15 protein-coding genes are annotated in these 16,573 nt (G+C 72.3%); 11 read left to right on the top strand and 4 right to left on the bottom strand.

Annotated features, from left to right (window positions below):
- Positions 1-130: 130 nt before the first annotated feature.
- The 3 genes from KLP28_06100 to KLP28_06090 all read left to right on the top strand — a co-directional run bounded on the left by KLP28_06100 (position 131) and on the right by KLP28_06090 (position 2,611).
- Positions 131-697, top strand: coding sequence for a class F sortase (locus tag KLP28_06100; protein ID QWC86841.1), 567 nt, complete (start codon positions 131-133; stop codon positions 695-697).
- Between the two features lie 64 nt (positions 698-761).
- The gene (locus KLP28_06095) at positions 762-1,739 is read left to right on the top strand and encodes an ATP-binding cassette domain-containing protein (protein QWC86266.1); all 978 of its coding nucleotides are present in this window, start codon (positions 762-764) and stop codon (positions 1,737-1,739) included.
- The gene (locus tag KLP28_06090; protein QWC86265.1) at positions 1,736-2,611 is read left to right on the top strand and encodes an ABC transporter permease; all 876 of its coding nucleotides are present in this window, start codon (positions 1,736-1,738) and stop codon (positions 2,609-2,611) included. The genes KLP28_06095 and KLP28_06090 overlap by 4 nt, the downstream gene beginning before the upstream one ends.
- 214 nt (positions 2,612-2,825) lie before the next feature.
- Here the strand turns inward: KLP28_06090 and KLP28_06085 are convergent, their stop codons facing one another.
- The 3 genes from KLP28_06085 to KLP28_06075 all read right to left on the bottom strand — a co-directional run bounded on the left by KLP28_06085 (position 2,826) and on the right by KLP28_06075 (position 6,285).
- On the bottom strand, positions 2,826-3,914 hold the full coding sequence (locus KLP28_06085; GenBank protein ID QWC86264.1) for a hypothetical protein: 1,089 nt from the start codon (positions 3,912-3,914) through the stop codon (positions 2,826-2,828).
- A 17-nt stretch (positions 3,915-3,931) separates the two neighbouring features.
- Positions 3,932-5,026, bottom strand: coding sequence for a hypothetical protein (locus KLP28_06080; protein QWC86263.1), 1,095 nt, complete (start codon positions 5,024-5,026; stop codon positions 3,932-3,934).
- 116 nt (positions 5,027-5,142) lie between these two features.
- Positions 5,143-6,285 (bottom strand): hypothetical protein, encoded by a 1,143-nt coding sequence (locus KLP28_06075; protein ID QWC86262.1) that lies wholly within the window; start codon positions 6,283-6,285, stop codon positions 5,143-5,145.
- A 204-nt stretch (positions 6,286-6,489) separates the two neighbouring features.
- On the opposite strand from KLP28_06075, the gene KLP28_06070 reads away from it, so the two are divergent.
- Genes KLP28_06070 through KLP28_06040 form a run of 7 tightly spaced genes read left to right on the top strand, consistent with a single transcriptional unit; the run spans position 6,490 to position 15,031 of the window.
- Positions 6,490-7,074, top strand: a complete 585-nt coding sequence (locus KLP28_06070) for a TetR/AcrR family transcriptional regulator (protein ID QWC86840.1) — start codon at positions 6,490-6,492, stop codon at positions 7,072-7,074.
- Positions 7,067-7,894, top strand: coding sequence for a TIGR03084 family protein (locus tag KLP28_06065; GenBank protein ID QWC86261.1), 828 nt, complete (start codon positions 7,067-7,069; stop codon positions 7,892-7,894). The genes KLP28_06070 and KLP28_06065 overlap by 8 nt, the downstream gene beginning before the upstream one ends.
- Positions 7,891-9,723 (top strand): DUF1446 domain-containing protein, encoded by a 1,833-nt coding sequence (locus KLP28_06060; GenBank protein ID QWC86260.1) that lies wholly within the window; start codon positions 7,891-7,893, stop codon positions 9,721-9,723. Before KLP28_06065 ends, KLP28_06060 begins: the two co-directional genes overlap by 4 nt.
- Positions 9,720-10,886, top strand: coding sequence for an acyl-CoA dehydrogenase family protein (locus tag KLP28_06055; GenBank protein QWC86259.1), 1,167 nt, complete (start codon positions 9,720-9,722; stop codon positions 10,884-10,886). Before KLP28_06060 ends, KLP28_06055 begins: the two co-directional genes overlap by 4 nt.
- A gap of 25 nt (positions 10,887-10,911) precedes the next feature.
- Complete coding sequence (locus tag KLP28_06050; GenBank protein ID QWC86258.1) at positions 10,912-11,415, top strand: SRPBCC family protein; 504 nt, start codon at positions 10,912-10,914, stop codon at positions 11,413-11,415.
- A gap of 11 nt (positions 11,416-11,426) precedes the next feature.
- Entirely contained in the window at positions 11,427-12,974 is a 1,548-nt protein-coding gene (locus KLP28_06045; protein ID QWC86839.1) for an acyl-CoA carboxylase subunit beta, read from the top strand.
- Entirely contained in the window at positions 12,971-15,031 is a 2,061-nt protein-coding gene (locus tag KLP28_06040; GenBank protein QWC86257.1) for an ATP-grasp domain-containing protein, read from the top strand. The genes KLP28_06045 and KLP28_06040 overlap by 4 nt, the downstream gene beginning before the upstream one ends.
- 24 nt (positions 15,032-15,055) lie before the next feature.
- Here the strand turns inward: KLP28_06040 and KLP28_06035 are convergent, their stop codons facing one another.
- The gene (locus KLP28_06035) at positions 15,056-15,637 is read right to left on the bottom strand and encodes a dienelactone hydrolase family protein (protein ID QWC86256.1); all 582 of its coding nucleotides are present in this window, start codon (positions 15,635-15,637) and stop codon (positions 15,056-15,058) included.
- 268 nt (positions 15,638-15,905) lie between these two features.
- Here KLP28_06035 and KLP28_06030 point away from each other — a divergent pair, with 268 nt between their 5' ends.
- Complete coding sequence (locus KLP28_06030; GenBank protein QWC86255.1) at positions 15,906-16,466, top strand: hypothetical protein; 561 nt, start codon at positions 15,906-15,908, stop codon at positions 16,464-16,466.
- Positions 16,467-16,573: the final 107 nt, after the last annotated feature.

The raw sequence follows: 16,573 nt of genomic DNA, 5'->3' as shown, positions 1-16,573 counted from the left end.
GGGCGGTCGTCACGTGGCCGAGCACACCGCCTCGCGTGCGTCGCGGGGAGGCGGAAGCGACGCTGCGCGTCGAGCGGGGCGCGGGGCGTTCCGCGGCGCCGTCGCGGGTCTCGTCGTGCTCGGGGCCGGCATGGTCGCGATCGGCACAGGGCTGTTCGGTCTGGGTGACGACGGTGCCGACGACGCAGGAAGCTCCCGCACCGCGGCCGTACGCATCGCCGACGGGCCGGAGCGCACGGCTCTGCGCAAGGCGGCGCCCCCGACGGGACTCACGATCCCGGCTCTGAGCCTGAAGGCCCGGGTGCTGCCGATCGAGGTCTCTCCCGACGGTGTGCTGGACCCGCCCGGTGACGTCTCCGCGGTCGGATGGTGGGAGCGCTCCTCGCCCGTGGCCGCACGTCGGGGGCAGACGGTCCTCACCGGTCACTCCGTGCACGACGGCGGGGGCGTGATGGACGACCTCGAGCAGCTGACCCGCGGAGACCGCGTGAAGACGTTCCACGACGGCGCGATGGCGCGCTACCGGGTGACCTCGGTGCGGACGTGGTCCAAGGCGGAGCTGGCCGAGCGCAACGAGCAGATCTTCGCCCAGGACCGCGGTCGGGGCCGGCTGGTGCTGATCACCTGCGAGGACTGGAACGGCAGCGACTGGGAGTCCAACGTCGTCGTCATGGCGAAGCCGGTGCGGCGGGGCTGAGGGTCACAGGGCACGGGCCGATATCCCGTAGCGGAGTGTCAGTGCCCTCTGCTTGTCTTGAGCCATGGACGAGATGGCCGTGCGCGCGCACGGACTGGTGAAGACCTACGGCTCGTTACGGGCTCTCGACGGGCTCGACCTGGAGGTGCCCCGGGGCTCCGTCCTGGGTGTGCTGGGCCCCAACGGTGCGGGCAAGTCGACGGCGGTGAAGGTGCTGACGACCCTCATCAAGCCGGACTCGGGACACGCCGAGGTCTCCGGCATCGACGTGGTGCGCGACCCCGTCGGGGTGCGGCTCAAGATCGGGGTGTCGGGGCAGTACGCGGCCGTCGACGAGTACCTGACGGGCTTCGAGAACCTCGAGATGGTCGGTCGGCTCTACCACCTGGGGCGTGACACGGCGCGGGCCCGGGCGCGCGAGCTGCTGGAGCAGTTCTCGCTGACCGACGCCGCCGACCGGCCGGCCAAGGGCTACTCCGGCGGCATGCGCCGCCGGCTCGACCTGGCCGGCGCGATCGTGGCCCAGCCGCCGGTGATCTTCCTGGACGAGCCGACCACCGGCCTGGACCCGCGCAGCCGCACCGAGATGTGGGACGTCGTGCGCGACCTCGTCGGCGGGGGCACGACGGTGTTCCTGACGACGCAGTACCTCGAGGAGGCCGACCAGCTCGCCGACTCGATCCTCGTCATCGACGCCGGCCGTGCGATCGCGGAGGGCACCGCCGACGAGCTGAAGAGCGAGGTCGGCGGTGAGCGCATCGAGATCGTCGTCGGCCGGCCCGACCAGGTGGAGCAGACGCGGTCGGTGCTGGCGACGTACGCCGTGGGCGAGGTCGTGGTGGACGCCGAGAGACGTACGCTGCGGGCGCCCGTCGAGGGCGGCGCCGGCACCCTGACGCGCGCGCTGCGCGAGCTCGACGACGCCGATGTGGCCCTGGACGAGGTCGGCCTGCTCCGTCCGACGCTCGACGACGTGTTCCTCAGCCTGACCGGGCGGTCGACCGCCGAGGCCGACCAGGACGACCAGGAGGTCCCCGCATGAGCGAGCAGACGGTGCGGTCCCGCGGGGGCAGCCGGCTCGACCTGACACCGCAGCAGCTCGCCGGGTGGCGGGGCGCCTTCGTCGACTCGGCGACGGTGGCCAAGCGCAACCTGATCAAGATCAAGCGGGTGCCGGAGATCCTCGTCGGCACCACGGTCGCGCCGATCATGTTCATCCTGCTGTTCGCCTACGTCTTCGGCGGCGCGATCGACCCCTCCGGCGGGGGCGCGGGCTACCGCGAGTTCCTCATCGCCGGCATCTTCGCGCAGAACGTCATCTTCGGCTCGACGACCACGGGCGCGGCGTTGGCCCAGGACATCCAGTCGGGCGTCATCGACCGTCTGCGCACGCTGCCGATGTCGCCGTCAGCGGTGCTCGCGGGCCGCACGTTGGCCGACGTGCTCAACAACGTCATCCTGCTGGCGGTGATGAGCCTGACCGGACTCCTGGTCGGATGGCGCATCCGCAACGGGGTGCTCGACGCGGTGATCGGCTTCGGGCTGCTGCTGCTCTTCGCGTACGCGTTCAGCTGGATCATGGCCTACGTCGGCATGCTGGCCCCGAGCCCCGAGGTGATCCAGCAGGTCAGCTTCGTGGTGATCTTCCCGGTCACCTTCATCGCCAACACGTTCGTCCCCCTGGCCGGACTGCCGAGCTTCCTGCGCACCATCGCGGAGTGGAACCCGGTCTCCTCGATCACCCAGGCCGCCCGTGACCGCTTCGGGAACCCGGACCCCGCGGGACTGCGTGTGGAGGACCTGCCGTGGTCGCTGGCGAACCCCGAGCTCTACACCCTGATCTGGATCGTCATCATCCTCGCGGTGTTCGTGCCGCTGGCCCGGATGCAGTACAGGCGGGCCACCTCCCGGTGACCCGCCCGTACGACGTCGGTTCCTGATCGCGGTCAGCGGCGACGGCCGGACGCCGCGAGGGCCATGACCAGCAGGGCGCCGGTCTTGACGCGGGCGCGGAACGGGCGGCGGGGGCTGACAGTGCGGCGGCTCATCGGAGGCTCCTGGGGCTCGTCGTGTGGTCCGCGCGGGCCACTGCCCGACGGACCCCACGACCATGCGTCACGGGCCCGGCTCAGCGTGCGAGCTCGACCAGGGGCGCGACGGAGTAGCCGAACGCCGGGATCTCCTCGAAGGTGCGCACCGCGTACGCCTCGCCTGCGCCGGTGCAGGAGGCCGTGGGGTCGCAGCGGAGCACCTGCACGGTCTCCTCGTCCAGGCGGACGACGAGGAAGGCGTCGTCGCTCTCCCAGACGGCGTCGCGGGTGCGGTACTCGATCGTGCCGGTGGCCTGCCCCTCGGTGCCGACGACCCGGGTGGCTGCGAGGTCCGCGCTGTCCACCTCGCAGTAGGTCAGCAGCGCGCGACCCGAGCCGCTCCAGTCCTGCACGCACGACGTGAGCCCGATGTCGCCGGTGTAGAGGACGCGACCGGGGTCGCGCAGGAGCGAGGTCGTCAGACGCTGGGAGTCCGCGTCGTAGTACTGGAGACGGTCGGCCCCCGGGTCAGCGATCGCGAAGTTGCCTGCGACCAGATGCTCGACCGAACCGTCGGAGGGTCGCCACCAGACCAGTCGCGCGTCCGCCCGTCCCTCCTCGAGCAGCACGCGGTCTCCGTCAACCGCGACCACCTCGCCGAAGGCGAAGCCTCGGGTGGCGACGGTCTCGCCGGATGCTGCGTCGACGACTTCCACCGTCGTGTCCCGGTCCTGCCCACGAGAGGTCCAGGAGCTGCTGGCCCACGCGATCAGGCTGCTGGTGGGTGAAGCCGCCAGGGTGCGCCCGTCGATCGTGCCGATGCGTCGAGCGCCGGAGCGGTCGAGCAGCAGCACCTGCTCGCTCGCTCCCGTCACGGCATCGCCTCGCGCCACCAGGGTGCCGGGGATGCCGGTGCGGGCGAGATCGTTCAGGGCCTGACCGACGTCGACCTCGGCGCCGTCGAGGTGCAGCGTGCTGCCGACCGCGTACGGCAGACGGGGCTCCGGACCTTGGGGATAGACGGTGCCGTCAGCAAAGGCGCGTGCCGAGTCGGGCAGCGACGTGGTCTCGACGGGGGGCGTCGGCACGCTCGACCCGGCGCCGGTCTGCGCCTGGCACGCTGCCAGCACCACGAGTGCCGCGGCTGCCGCAGCGCGAGCCGTGCGCGGGGCGTTCACAATGGCCACAGCGGCATCCTCGACCCTCAGGACCCGAGGAGCACGGTCGGCTCATCGATGACGTAGCCGTTCGGCGCCTCCACCGGGAACGAGTCCGTGACCTGCGTGCAGCGCGAACGCAGGTCGCAACGGAGCAGGCGCGCGGAGTCCTCGTCGAACTCGACGGTGACGTAGCGGCGCTTCGACTCCCAGACGGCCTGGCTGAAGCTGCTGTCCGTGCGACGCCCGTCGAGCCGGCTGGCGACGGTGTACTGCGGGTCCCTGCGCACGGTGATCTGCCCCAGGCTGGCACCGGAGAAGCCCTCGAGGAACCGTCGGCCGGAGGAGTTCCAGCCGAGCTGGGCGCGGCCGAAGGGGATTCTCTTGATCACGACGTCGCGCGGGTCGGAGAGTCGGCGGACCTGCACGTCGTCGTTGGCGATGCGCCCGCCCCGTGCGACGGTGAGGCGGTCGGCGTTGATGTCAGCGCCGTAGGTGTCCCGGCGCAGCAGCACGTCGACAGTGCTGCGCCGGTAGTCCCACGACACGGCGAACGTGTGTGCCCTCGCCTTCGGTGCCCGCCGGCTGAGGACCACCTGGTTCTCGTCGACGTCGAGCACCTGGGCGCGCGGAAAGCGGCGTGCCGCGAGGACCTCGCCGGTGTAGCTGTCGATCACGGTGACGCGGCTGCGCTGACGCGGCAGGTCCGTCGCGTACGCGAGCCGGGTGCTCCGGTCGGAGATCCCGACCTCCTCGAAGGTGTTGGTGCGCGCCAGGGTCACGCGCGATCCGTCCTCGACGTACCGGCTGATGCGGAGGTCGTCGACCTGCGGCTCGGACCGCATGAGCTCGGTGACGACCCAGTTCCGGCCGTCGCCGGGGGTGGCGACGCGGGTGACAGAGAGAGGCGTGACCGGGGCGCCGTCGAGAGTGATGCTCGCGTCGCCGTCGGTGAGCACATCGCCGACGATGTAGGGGAGGCGGGGCGCGGACGCGGTCTTCTCGTCGGCCGCCGGGGTGGTGCGGGTCGCGGCGGTAGCAGGCGTGGCAGTCGTGGCCGCCAGGGGCAGTGCGAGCGCGGCCGCCACGGCGAATCGGCCCGTGGCGCGACCGAAGCGTGCGGAGGACACGGTGCGAGCCATGTGGATTCCTTCGTTATCGAGTGATTGATTGCAGTCTGCAACAGCGAGTCATCAGGACAGAACGGTCAGATAGAGCGAGACGCGAACGCAACGCTGCCGTGACCGGAGTCGACGACTCAGTCGCCGAGGACCACCGCGGGGTCGATGACGTACCCGAACTCGACGGTGACCGGGAAGGTCGGCCCTGCCTGCTCACAGCGCGACCGCAGGTCGCACCGCAGCAGGCGAGCGGTGCTCGCGCCCTCGTCGGCGCCGTACGCCACGGTGATCCAGCGGCGGTTCGTCTCCCAGGCGGCGTCGGTGAAGTCGACGTCGGTCAGGCGCCCGTCGAGACGGCTGACGACCGTGTTCTTCGGGTCGCGCCGCACCGTGACCTGCACCAGGCCCTGCTGCTCCGCGGCGCCGGTGAATGCCTGCAGCAGCCGGTGCCCGGCCGGGTTCCACGCGACGGCGTAGTTGCGGCCGGTGCGGGCGATGACCTTGCGAGGCTCGGAGATCCGGCGGGTGGCGGCCGCGTACGGGACCTTGCGGCTGCGGCGTTCGGTGACCAGCCGGTCGGCGGAGATGTCGGCCTCGAGGCCGGCAGCGCGGGTGAGGAAGTCGACCCTGTCGGCGCGGTAGTTCCACGACACCGTGATGCTCGGAGTCTTGCGTCCCGGCGTCAGTCGCCCCATGACGACCTTGCCCTGGCCGATGTCGAGCGGAGTCGCGAGGGTGAACGTGCGCTGCGCGATCGTCGAGCCGTCCGTCGTCCGCAGCACCGTCACGCGGTTGCGGGCCTTCGGCAGGTAGGTGAGGTAGGCCAGCGACTCGCCGTCGTCGGAGACCACCACGTCCTGGCTCTCGGTGCGCGCCAGGGTGGTGCGGTTGCCGTCCGCGTCGTAGCGGCTGATGCGGATGGCGGGGTTGTCGCCGCGGAAGAACTCGCTGACGACCCAGGCCGGGGTCTGGTCGCCCCTCAGCTTGATCGCCGTCACGCTGAGCGCAGCGGCCATGCGCGGATCCAGGTCGATCGTGACGGGCCCCTGCTGCAGGCGCTTGCCGACGATGACGGGGATGTTCGGCGCCGGGGCGTTCTGCCCCGCGGTGTTCGGGGTCGTGCGCGTCGGTGCGGCGTGGGCCGGCGCCGTCGCCGCCCCGAGCGGCAGCGCCATCGCGGCGGCCAGGGCGAGACGACCTGACGTGCGGGCGAAGGCGCCGGCGCGTACGTGGGTCGAGCGGTTCGTGGTGGTGGAACTGCGGTCGGTGAAGGTGTGCATGTCTGCCCCACGCCCGCCGTGACGGCCTCGTTGACGAGAGGGGGGCGGCGTTATCTCATCGTGATTGATCAGGCACAGGCCGCATCACTCCCAGCGGCCCGACCCGCTTACAAGCAGGCTTGACTGTTTGTGTCCGAGTGCGACAGAGTCCGCGACGTGACCACCACCGGCGAGCGCGTGCCCCAGGAGGAGCGCTCGCGCGTCATGCGGCGCCGCCTGCTCGACGCCTGCGTCGAGGCCCTCGTCGAGCTCGGCTGGTCGGGTACCACGACCACCGAGGTCTCGCGTCGCGCCGGCGTCAGCCGCGGCGCGCAGCTGCACCACTTCCCGAGCAAGAGCGAGCTGGTCGTGGCGGCCGTCGCGCACCTCTCCGAGCAGCGGGAGGCCGAGATGACGGCCGCGTCCGCGTCGCTGCCCGACGGCGCCGGACGTACGCGGGCCGTGCTGGAGGAGCTCGCCGCGCACTTCACCAGCCCCGTCTTCACCGCAGCACTGGAGCTGTGGGTCGCCGCCCGTACCGACCCCGAGCTGCTGGCCGTCGTCGCCCCGCTCGAGCAGGAGGTCGGCCGCACCGTCCACCGCCGGGCAGTCGAGCTGCTCGGAGCCGACGAGTCCCGGCCGGGCGTACGCGAGCTCGTGCAGGCCACGCTCGACCTGGTTCGCGGTCTGGGCCTCGCCCAGACGCTCGGCGACGACTCGGCGCGACGCGCCCGCATCCTCGACGGTTGGTCCGAGGTGCTCGACACCCGACTCGACCGCACCACGACACCAGGAGGCTCCGATGGCTGATGACCGGCTCGAGCAGGTGCTCACCGACCTCGACACCCTCGGCGACCAGCTCGCCGCGGCGCTCGAAGGACGCCCCGAGGACGACTGGCGTACGCCCACCCCGGCCGAGGGCTGGGACGTCGCTGCCACGATCGCCCACCTCGCCTGGACCGACGAGGCCGCCGTGCTCGCGGCACGCGCCCATCGCGACGGCCCGGGTGAGGACGGAAAGGCCGCCTGGGACGCGCTCGTGCTCGAGGCGATGGGCGACCCCGACGGGTTCGTCGACGCCGCCGCCCTCGGCGGTGGCGCGGCAGCCCCGAGCGAGCTGGTCGACCGGTGGCGTACGTCGCGCCGCGAGCTCGCCGAGGCTCTGCGCGCCGTGCCGGACGGGGTGAAGCTGCCGTGGTTCGGCCCGCCCATGAGCCCGACCTCGATGGCGACGGCGCGCTGCATGGAGACGTGGGCCCACGCACAGGACGTGTACGACGCCCTCGGCGTGGACGCCGACCCCACGCCCGGTCTGCGGCAGGTGTGCCACCTGGGGGTGCGTACGCGGGGCTTCTCCTTCGCCAACGCCGGCCGGCCGGTGCCCGAGCGGGAGGTGCGTGTCGAGCTGACCGCCCCCGACGGCTCGACCTGGACCTGGGGCCCTGGGTCGCCGCAGGACGCGGCCGACCGCGTCACCGGCCCCGCCCTCGACTTCGCCCTGCTCGTCACCCAGCGGCGGCACCGCGCCGACCTGGCCCTGACGGCGGTGGGAGAGGCGGCCGACGCGTGGCTCGACCTCGCCCAGGCGTTCGCGGGCCCGCCCGGGGGCGGACGGGAGCCGCGCTCGTGACCACCCCCCTCCTCGTCGGCAACTGCTCCGGCTTCTACGGCGACCGTCTCTCCGCGATGCGGGAGATGCTCGAGGGCGGGCCGCTGGACGTGCTGACCGGCGACTACCTCGCCGAGCTGACCATGCTGATCCTCGGACGCGACCAGATGAAGGACCCCTCCCTGGGGTACGCGTTGACGGTCGTACGCCAGGCCGAGGACTGCCTCGGGCTGCTGCTGGAGAAGCAGGTGCGCCTCGTCGTCAACGCCGGGGGACTCAACCCGGCCGGGCTCGCCGACAGGCTCGGTGAGGTCGCCGGCGGCCTCGGACTCGACCCGCTCATCGCCCACGTCGCCGGCGACGACCTGCGGCCGCGTGCCGCCGAGCTCGGCTTCGACGGAGCACTGACCGCGAACGCCTACCTCGGCGGCACCGGCATCGCCTCAGCCCTGGCGCGCGGTGCCGACGTGGTGGTCACGGGCCGCGTCACCGACGCCAGCCTCGTGGTCGGCGCCGGCATGTGGGCCCACGGCTGGGTCGCCGACGGATCCGCTCTCGACGAGATCGCCGGAGCCATGGCCTGCGGGCACGTGCTCGAGTGCGGCGCCCACGCGACCGGGGGCAACTTCTCCGGCTTCCTCGACCTCACGCCCGCCCAGCGGTCGGCGCCGCTGGGCTTCCCCCTCGCCGAGCTGCACGACGACGGGTCGTCGGTCGTCACCAAGCACCCCGGAACCGGCGGCGCGGTCACGGTCGACACGGTCACCGCACAGCTGGTCTACGAGGTGCAGTCCGCCCGCTACCTCGGCCCCGACGCGACGCTGCTGCTCGACACCGTCGAGGTCACGAGTGACGGTGAGGACCGCGTACGCCTCTCCGGCATCCGCGGCGACGCCCCGCCGGAGCAGCTCAAGGTCTCGGTGAACGAGTTCGGGGGGTTCCGCAACACCGTCGAGTTCGTCCTCACCGGCCTCGACATCGAGGCGAAGGCCGACTGGGTGCGTACGCAGGTCGAGGAGGCCCTGGACCGGACGGGCCGCCGCCCGCACCGCGTCGACTGGACCCTCGCCCGCACCGACCACCCCGACGCCGACACGCAGGAGGGAGCGTCCGCGCGTCTGCGCTGCGCCGTCGCCGACCGGGACGACAAGGTCGTCGGCCGCGCCTTCGCCTCCGCCGGCGTCGAGCTGGCACTGGCCTCCTACCCCGGCTTCCACGTCACGGCCCCGCCCGGACCGGCGAGCCCGTACGGGGTGCACCGTGCCGGGTTCGTCGACCGCGCGGACGTGGTCGAGGAGGTCGTGCTGCACGGTGAGCCGCGGTCGGAACGGGGCCGCGCGACGGCCGACCGTCGGGGCGGCCTCCCCGGGGGTGGCCGTGGGCCAACCACCCCTTCCGCTCCTTCGTCGCTCCAGGGGGGCCAGGCCCATCCACGGCCCACGACCACCCCCGGTCCGGCCGCTGCCCCGGACGCCCGGCCGTCGCGCGGCTCCGTGCGCGTGCCGCTCGGGTCGTTCGTGCACGCGCGGTCGGGCGACAAGGGAGGCGATGCGAACCTCGGACTCTGGGTGAGCGATGACGGTTCGCCCGTGTACAGCGCGCGGGTCGACTGGCTCCTCGAGACGGTGACCCCCGACTGGGTCCGCGACCTGCTGCCCGAGGCCGCCGAGCTCGAGGTCGAGGTGCACGCCCTGCCGAATCTCGGCGGCGTGAACGTGCTGATCCACGGGTTGCTCGGTGAGGGCGTGGCCGCCTCGACGAGGTTCGACCCGCAGGCCAAGGCGCTGGGTGAGTGGGCCCGCAGCCGACATGTCGACATACCGACCGACCTCCTGGAGGGACCACGATGAGGTTCACCTACGACGACCCCGACCTGACGGCTCTGGCCGAGTCGGCCCGCCGGTTCACCGAGCGCGAGATCGCGCCGCACATGGATGCGTGGGAGGACGCGGGCGAGATCCCGCGCGAGCTGCACACGGCGGCCGCGAAGGCCGGGATCCTCGGGGTCTCCTTCGCCGAGGAGGTCGGCGGGGAGGGTGGCGACCTCGCCCACTCGGTGACCGTCAGCGAGGCGATGCTCGAGGCGGGGGCGTCCTCAGGTCTGCTCGCAGGACTCTTCACCCACGGCATCGCCCTGCCGCACATGGCCGCGCACGGCAGCAGCGACCTGGTCGACCGGTTCGTACGCCCCACCCTGGCGGGGGAGAAGATCGGCGCGCTGGGGGTCACCGAGCCCGGGGGAGGCTCCGACGTCGCGGGCATCACCACCAGGGCCGTCCGCGACGGCGACCACTTCGTCGTCAACGGCGGCAAGACGTTCATCACCTCCGGTGACCGCGCCGACTTCGTGACCACCGCCGTCCGCACCGGCGAGCCCGGCCACGCCGGGGTGAGCCTGCTGGTGATCGAGAAGGGCACGCCCGGGTTCACCGTCGACCGGCGGCTCCGCAAGATGGGGTGGCACTGCTCCGACACCGCCGAGCTCAGCTTCGCCGACGCGCGCGTCCCGGTCGAGAACGTCGTCGGACCGGAGAACGGCGGCTTCTACCTCATCGCCGAGCAGTTCGTCGTCGAGCGCATCGCCCTGGCGGTGCACGCGTACGGCATCGCCGCCCGGAGCCTCGCACTGACCCACGCGTACGCCGGGCACCGCACCACGTTCGGCAAGCCGCTCACCGACCGACAGGTCGTGCAGCACAAGCTCGTCGCGATGAGGCGCGAGGTCGAGGTAGCCCGGGCGTACACGTGGCACGTGGTGCGCCGGCACCAGGCCGCGGGCGGCACGGGGGACGTCATCGCCGAGGCCTGCCTGGCCAAGCAGACCGCCGTCGAGGCCTGCGAGCGGGTCGTCGACCAGGCCGTGCAGATCCACGGCGGCGCCGGCTACCTGCACGGCACCGAGGTGGAGCGGCACTACCGCGACTCCCGCATCCTGCCGATCGGCGGTGGCGCGACCGAGGTGCTGACCGACCTCGCCGCCAAGCTGCTCGGCTACACCGCGCCGACATCCTGAGCACCGGCTCCCGAGAGGACCTGCGATGAAGCTCATGCCCGACTACTCCCGCACCGTCGAGGTGCACATGGACGCGCCACCGCAGCAGGTGTGGGACCTCGTCTCCGACGTCACCCGCATCGGTGAGTTCTCGCCGGAGACGTTCGAGGGCAGGTGGACTCGCGGCTCCACGGGCCCCGAGGTGGGCGCGACGTTCGCCGGTCACGTGAAGCGCAACGGGGTCGGCCCCGTGTACTGGTCGCCCTGCCGCGTCACGGCGTGCACGCCGCCCGGCCAGGACATCGCCGGCCCCGCGGTCTTCGAGTGGACCGTCGGCACCGACGCGGTGACCGTCAACAACTGGGGATACGAGATCGAGCCGCACCCCGAGGGCGGGTCGCGCGTACGCGGGTACTTCCGCATCGAGCCGAACCTGGCGATGAAGGCGTACTGGGCCGTGATGGGCCGCGCCCGGGGCAACACCAACGTGCAGGGCATGCGGACGACGCTGGAGCGCATGAAGCAGGTCGTGGAGAGGGGAGACGCATGAGCCGCGCCGAGATGCTCGAGAAGCTCGCCGACCTGGACGGCGAGCACGCCAAGGCCGTCGCGGGGGGCGGGCAGAAGTACGTCGACCGTCACCACCAGCGCGGCAAGCTGCTGCCGCGCGAGCGCATCGAGCTGCTGCTCGACGAGGGGTCGCCGTTCCTCGAGTTGTCCCCGCTGGCCGGGTGGGGCTCGGACTACACGGTCGGCGCCTCCCTGGTCACCGGCATCGGGGTCGTCTCCGGTGTCGCGTGCGTGATCACCGCCAACGACCCGACCGTCAAGGGTGGCGCGAGCAACCCGTGGACGGTCAGGAAGGGGTGGCGGGCCGCGGAGATCGCGGCCGAGAACGGACTGCCGACGATCTCGCTGGTGGAGTCCGGCGGCGCGGAGCTCACCGCGCAGAAGGAGATCTTCATCCCCGGCGGGCGTGCCTTCCGCGACCTCACGCGGGCGTCGAAGGCACGCAACCCCACGATCGCGCTGGTCTTCGGCAACTCGACCGCGGGCGGGGCGTACATCCCGGGCATGAGCGACTACACGGTCTTCGTGAAAGAGCAGGCCAAGGTCTTCCTCGGCGGGCCGCCGCTGGTCAAGATGGCGACCGGGGAGGAGTCCGACGACGAGACCCTGGGTGGCGCGGAGATGCACGCGCGTACGTCCGGGCTCGCGGACTACCTCGCCGAGGACGAGCGCGACGCGCTGCGCATCGGGCGGCGGATCGTGGCACGGCTGAATCGAGGCGCGAGCCCCCGCCGGCCCCCGTACGCGGAGCCCGCCCTCCCCGCCGACGACCTCCTCGACCTCGTGCCCGTCGACCTCACCGAGCCGTTCGACCCGCGCGAGGTCATCACCCGCATCTGCGACGGGGTCGGGCCGGGCAACGAGGTCGTCTTCGACGAGTTCAAGCCGCTCTACGGCAGCTCGCTCGTCACCGGGTGGGCGACGCTGCACGGCCACCCGATCGGCATCCTCGCCAACGCCCAGGGCGTGCTCTTCAGCGAGGAGGCGCAGAAGGCCGCGCAGTTCATCCAGCTGGCGAACCAGTCCCACACCCCGCTGCTGTTCCTGCACAACACGACCGGCTACATGGTCGGGGCCGAGTACGAGCAGGGCGGCATCATCAAGCACGGCGCCCAGATGCTCAACGCGGTCTCGAACTCCGAGGTGCCGCACCTGAGCGTGATCATGGGGGCGTCGTACGGGGCGGGCAACTACGGCATGAACGGCCGCGCGTTCGACCCGCGCTTCCTGTTCACGTGGCCGAACGCGAAGTCGGCGGTGATGGGCCCCAAGCAGCTCGCCGGCGTCATGTCGATCGTCTCGCGCGCCAGCGCCGAGGCCCGCGGCAAGCCGTTCGACGAGGAGGCGGACGCCGGCATGCGTTCCTTCGTCGAGGCGGCCGTCGAGGAGGCGTCACTGCCGTTCGCGCTGAGCGGGATGCTCTACGACGACGGCGTCATCGACCCACGTGACACCCGCACCGTGCTCGGCATCTGCCTGTCGGTGATCGCCCAGAACCCCGTACGCGGAGCCGACGGCTTCGGCGTCTTCAGGATGTGAGCCCGTTGTCGATCAAGAGAATCCTCGTCGCCAACCGCGGCGAGATCGCCCGCCGCGTCTTCGCGACCTGTCGCCGTCTCGGCATCGACACCGTCGCGGTGCACTCCGACGCGGACGCCTCGCTGCCGTTCGTGACCGAGGCCGACGCGGCCGTACGCCTCCCGGGCAACGCGCCGGGCGAGACGTACCTGCGTGCGGACCTGATCCTCGACGCCGCCCGACGCACGGGCGCCGACGCGATCCACCCCGGCTACGGGTTCCTCTCCGAGAACGCGGACTTCGCCCGCGCCGTGGAGGAGGCCGGCCTGACCTGGATCGGTCCGGACCCCGCGTCCATCGAGGCGATGGGATCGAAGATCGGCGCCAAGCAGCTGATGGCGGAGGCGGGCGTGCCCGTCCTCACCGCCCCGGCGGAACCGACCGAGGCCGACCTGCCGTTGCTGGTGAAGGCGTCAGCGGGGGGCGGCGGCCGCGGGATGCGGGTCGTACGCCGCCTCGAGGACCTGGAGGCGACGGTCGAGGCCGCGCGAGAGGAGGCGGCGTCGGCCTTCGGCGACGGCACCGTCTTCGTCGAGCCGTACGTCGAGCAGGGCCGCCACGTCGAGGTGCAGCTGCTCGGCGACGGCCGGGGGTCGGTGTGGGTCGTCGGCGACCGTGACTGCTCGGTGCAGCGACGCCACCAGAAGGTGGTGGAGGAGGCGCCGGCGCCGGGGATCCCCGACGACGTGCGCGAGGCGCTGCACGAGGCGTCCCGCAAGGCGGGCGAGGCGATCGACTACCGCGGTGCGGGCACGGTCGAGTTCCTCTACGACGCCGAGACGCAGAGGTTCTTCTTCCTCGAGATGAACACACGGCTCCAGGTCGAGCACCCGGTCACCGAGGCCGTCGCCGGCGTCGACCTGGTGGAGCTGCAGATCGCCGTCGCCGAGGGCCGCTCGCACGTGGTCGAGCAGCGAGGCACCGGCTCAGCGGCTCGGAACCCCTCGACCGACGGCGGCCGGCACTCGATCGAGGTCCGCCTCTACGCCGAGGACCCGGCGGCCGACTACCAGCCCCAGTCCGGGCTGCTCTCCCGCTTCGAGGTGCCGGGTGTCGACGGCGGCTTCGACCACGCGTACGACCTGCGTCTCGACTCCGGGTTCGGCACCGGCGACGAGGTCGGCACGTTCTACGACGCGATGCTGGCCAAGATCATCTGCACGGCCGATTCGCGGGAGGCCGCCTGCCGGCGGCTCGCGGCGACGCTGCGTCGCGCGGAGCTTCACGGCCTGCGGACCAACCGCGACCTGCTCGTCGAGGTGCTGACGCACCCGGCGTTCGTCGCGGGTGAGCTCGGCACCGACTTCCTCGACCGGCACGACCTGGTCGCGCTGGGCACGGCCGAGCCGGCGCCGGCCGATGCTGCGGCGCAGACCTGCGCGTTGCTCGCGGCGGCGGCGGCGGTCACCGAGCACGCCCGCGACGTACGCCTGGCGCTGGCCGGCGCGCCGAGCGGCTGGCGCAACGTCGTCTCCGCGCCCGCCACCACCGTCCTCGAGCTGGACGGTGAGGCGATCCCGGTGCGCTGGTGGGGTGCCACGGCGGGCACGACGGCGTACGTGCACGCCTCGGTCGCCGAGGACGACCCGGCCGACGGGGCACACGTGACACGCCTCCTCGACGCCGGCGACCACGTACGCGTCGACGTCGACCGCGACGGGGTCGTGACGCCGCACCGTGTCTTCCTCGGTGTCGCTGATGGGGGTACGAGGGTCGACACCGTCGACGTGCACGCCGCAGGAGTCCACCTCGCGCTGCGTCTCGTGCCCCGCTTCGTCGACCCCGCCGACCAGGTCTCCGAGGGGTCGCTGCTCGCACCGATGCCAGGAACGGTGGTGGCCGTACGCGCCGCCGCGGGCGACCACGTGGGCGCCGGCCAGCCGCTGCTCGTGCTCGAGGCGATGAAGATGCAGCACACCATCAGCGCCCCCGCCGACGGCACGCTCGCCGAGCTGCCGGTCGTCGTGGGTGCCCAGGTCGCGGCGGGTGAGGTGCTGGCGGTGGTGGAGCCGGACTGACGCGGCTCCGGACGCGGCAGGGTGTCAGAGCCCGCCGAGGAACGCGAGCACGCGACCGAGCATCTGGGCGTACGCCTGGGGGTGGTACGAGTCCAGCGAGGGGTCGCTGAAGAGGTGCGTGCCGCCCTCGTAGAGGTGCAGCTGCACGTGGCCGCTGCCGTCGGCGAGCGCCTGGGCGGAGGGGAGGTCCTCGGCGAAGAACTCGTCGCCGAGCATGCCGTGGACCTGGCCGGGGAGGCCGTCGGGCCATCCGCCGAACTCCGAGGCCGGGAAGCACGACTCGAGCAGCAGGGCGCCCTGGGCCCCCGGGGTCGTCTGCGCGAGCCGTTGGGCGATGCCGACGCCGAAGGAGATGCCGGCGTACACGAGGCCGGGTTCGGTCGAGCGCGCCGAGATGTCCGCCGCGGCGTCGAGGCCACGCTGGGTGAGCACCTCCGAGCCGGTCTCCCGCGCTGCCTCGAGGCCGCGTTCGATGCTGCGGTGGACGCGGCCCTCGAAGAGGTCGGGGGTGTGCACGGTGTGACCCGCGATGGCGATGTCGTCAGCGAGGGCCCTCACCCCGTCGGTGAGGCCCTGGACGTGGTGGAAGAGGACGACGTCGGCCATGGCGGTCTCCTGCGTCGGCTGGGGCGCGCCCAAACCCGACATCATCCGGTGGCCGTGTCGAGACCGAACCGTGTTCTGTCGGGAACGGTTGCGTGGCGTCACGCGGCGTAGACTTGTGAGCGCAACCGGATACCTCCGGCATTCCGTCTCTGACCTGCGACGATGCTGAGGATGCCTCGGGTATCCGGCTGCCGTGCTCCTCGTCGCCGAGCGGGTGAGCCCACGTCTTGCTCGGCGGCCGATCCCGTGCTTGAGAGGAGCACATCCCGTGGCCCAGAAGCCCCGCCGTCCCCGTCCGTCCCGCCTCCGCAGCGGTGTCACCGCCATCGCGGTCGCAGCCGGCCTCCTGGCATCTGCGGCGCCGGCCTCCGCCGGCATGTACGACGGCCCTCCGGTGGACACGCGCACCTGGAAGGGCGAGGGGCGCACGCTCCACACCGGGGATGCGGTGAAGGTCGCGGGCAAGCCGTTCAACCGGTTCCTGACGCGTACGCTCGCGGCTCTCGACGGCGACGACCCGGCGTGTGCCGGCAGCGGCACCGTGGTGCTGAAGAAGTGGCGCTCGGACGGTTACGCGTGGCTGCCGAACGTCGGCTCCTTCGCGCCGTGCCCCGGTGGCGGCTACTACGCGGTCGCGGTGCGTACGGACGGCCGCTGGAGCATCCCGCGCGAGCTCGGCGGCCAGGAGCTGCTGCAGTGCACCGACCTGTCGTCGTACTCGGTGCCGCCGGCGATCTACCGGCAGGACTGCTTCGTGCCGACGGGCAAGGCCGTGGCCTACCGCGACTGGTACTGGAACAAGGTCGACGACCGCGGCAACCGTCGCTGAGCGGTCGCTGACACACCGGGCCTCGGCTCTGGTGCGCGGTCGCTCGGACGTGCAGAATGGGACGACCGTGACAGCGCTGCTGTCACGGTCGTTCGCCGTCCACCCGC

It is taken from the genome of Nocardioidaceae bacterium (assembly GCA_018672315.1).
Taxonomy (GTDB): Bacteria; Actinomycetota; Actinomycetes; order Propionibacteriales; family Nocardioidaceae; genus TYQ2.
Note: the sequence above shows the minus strand (reverse complement) of the source record. Positions and strands in the feature narration are given on the sequence as shown.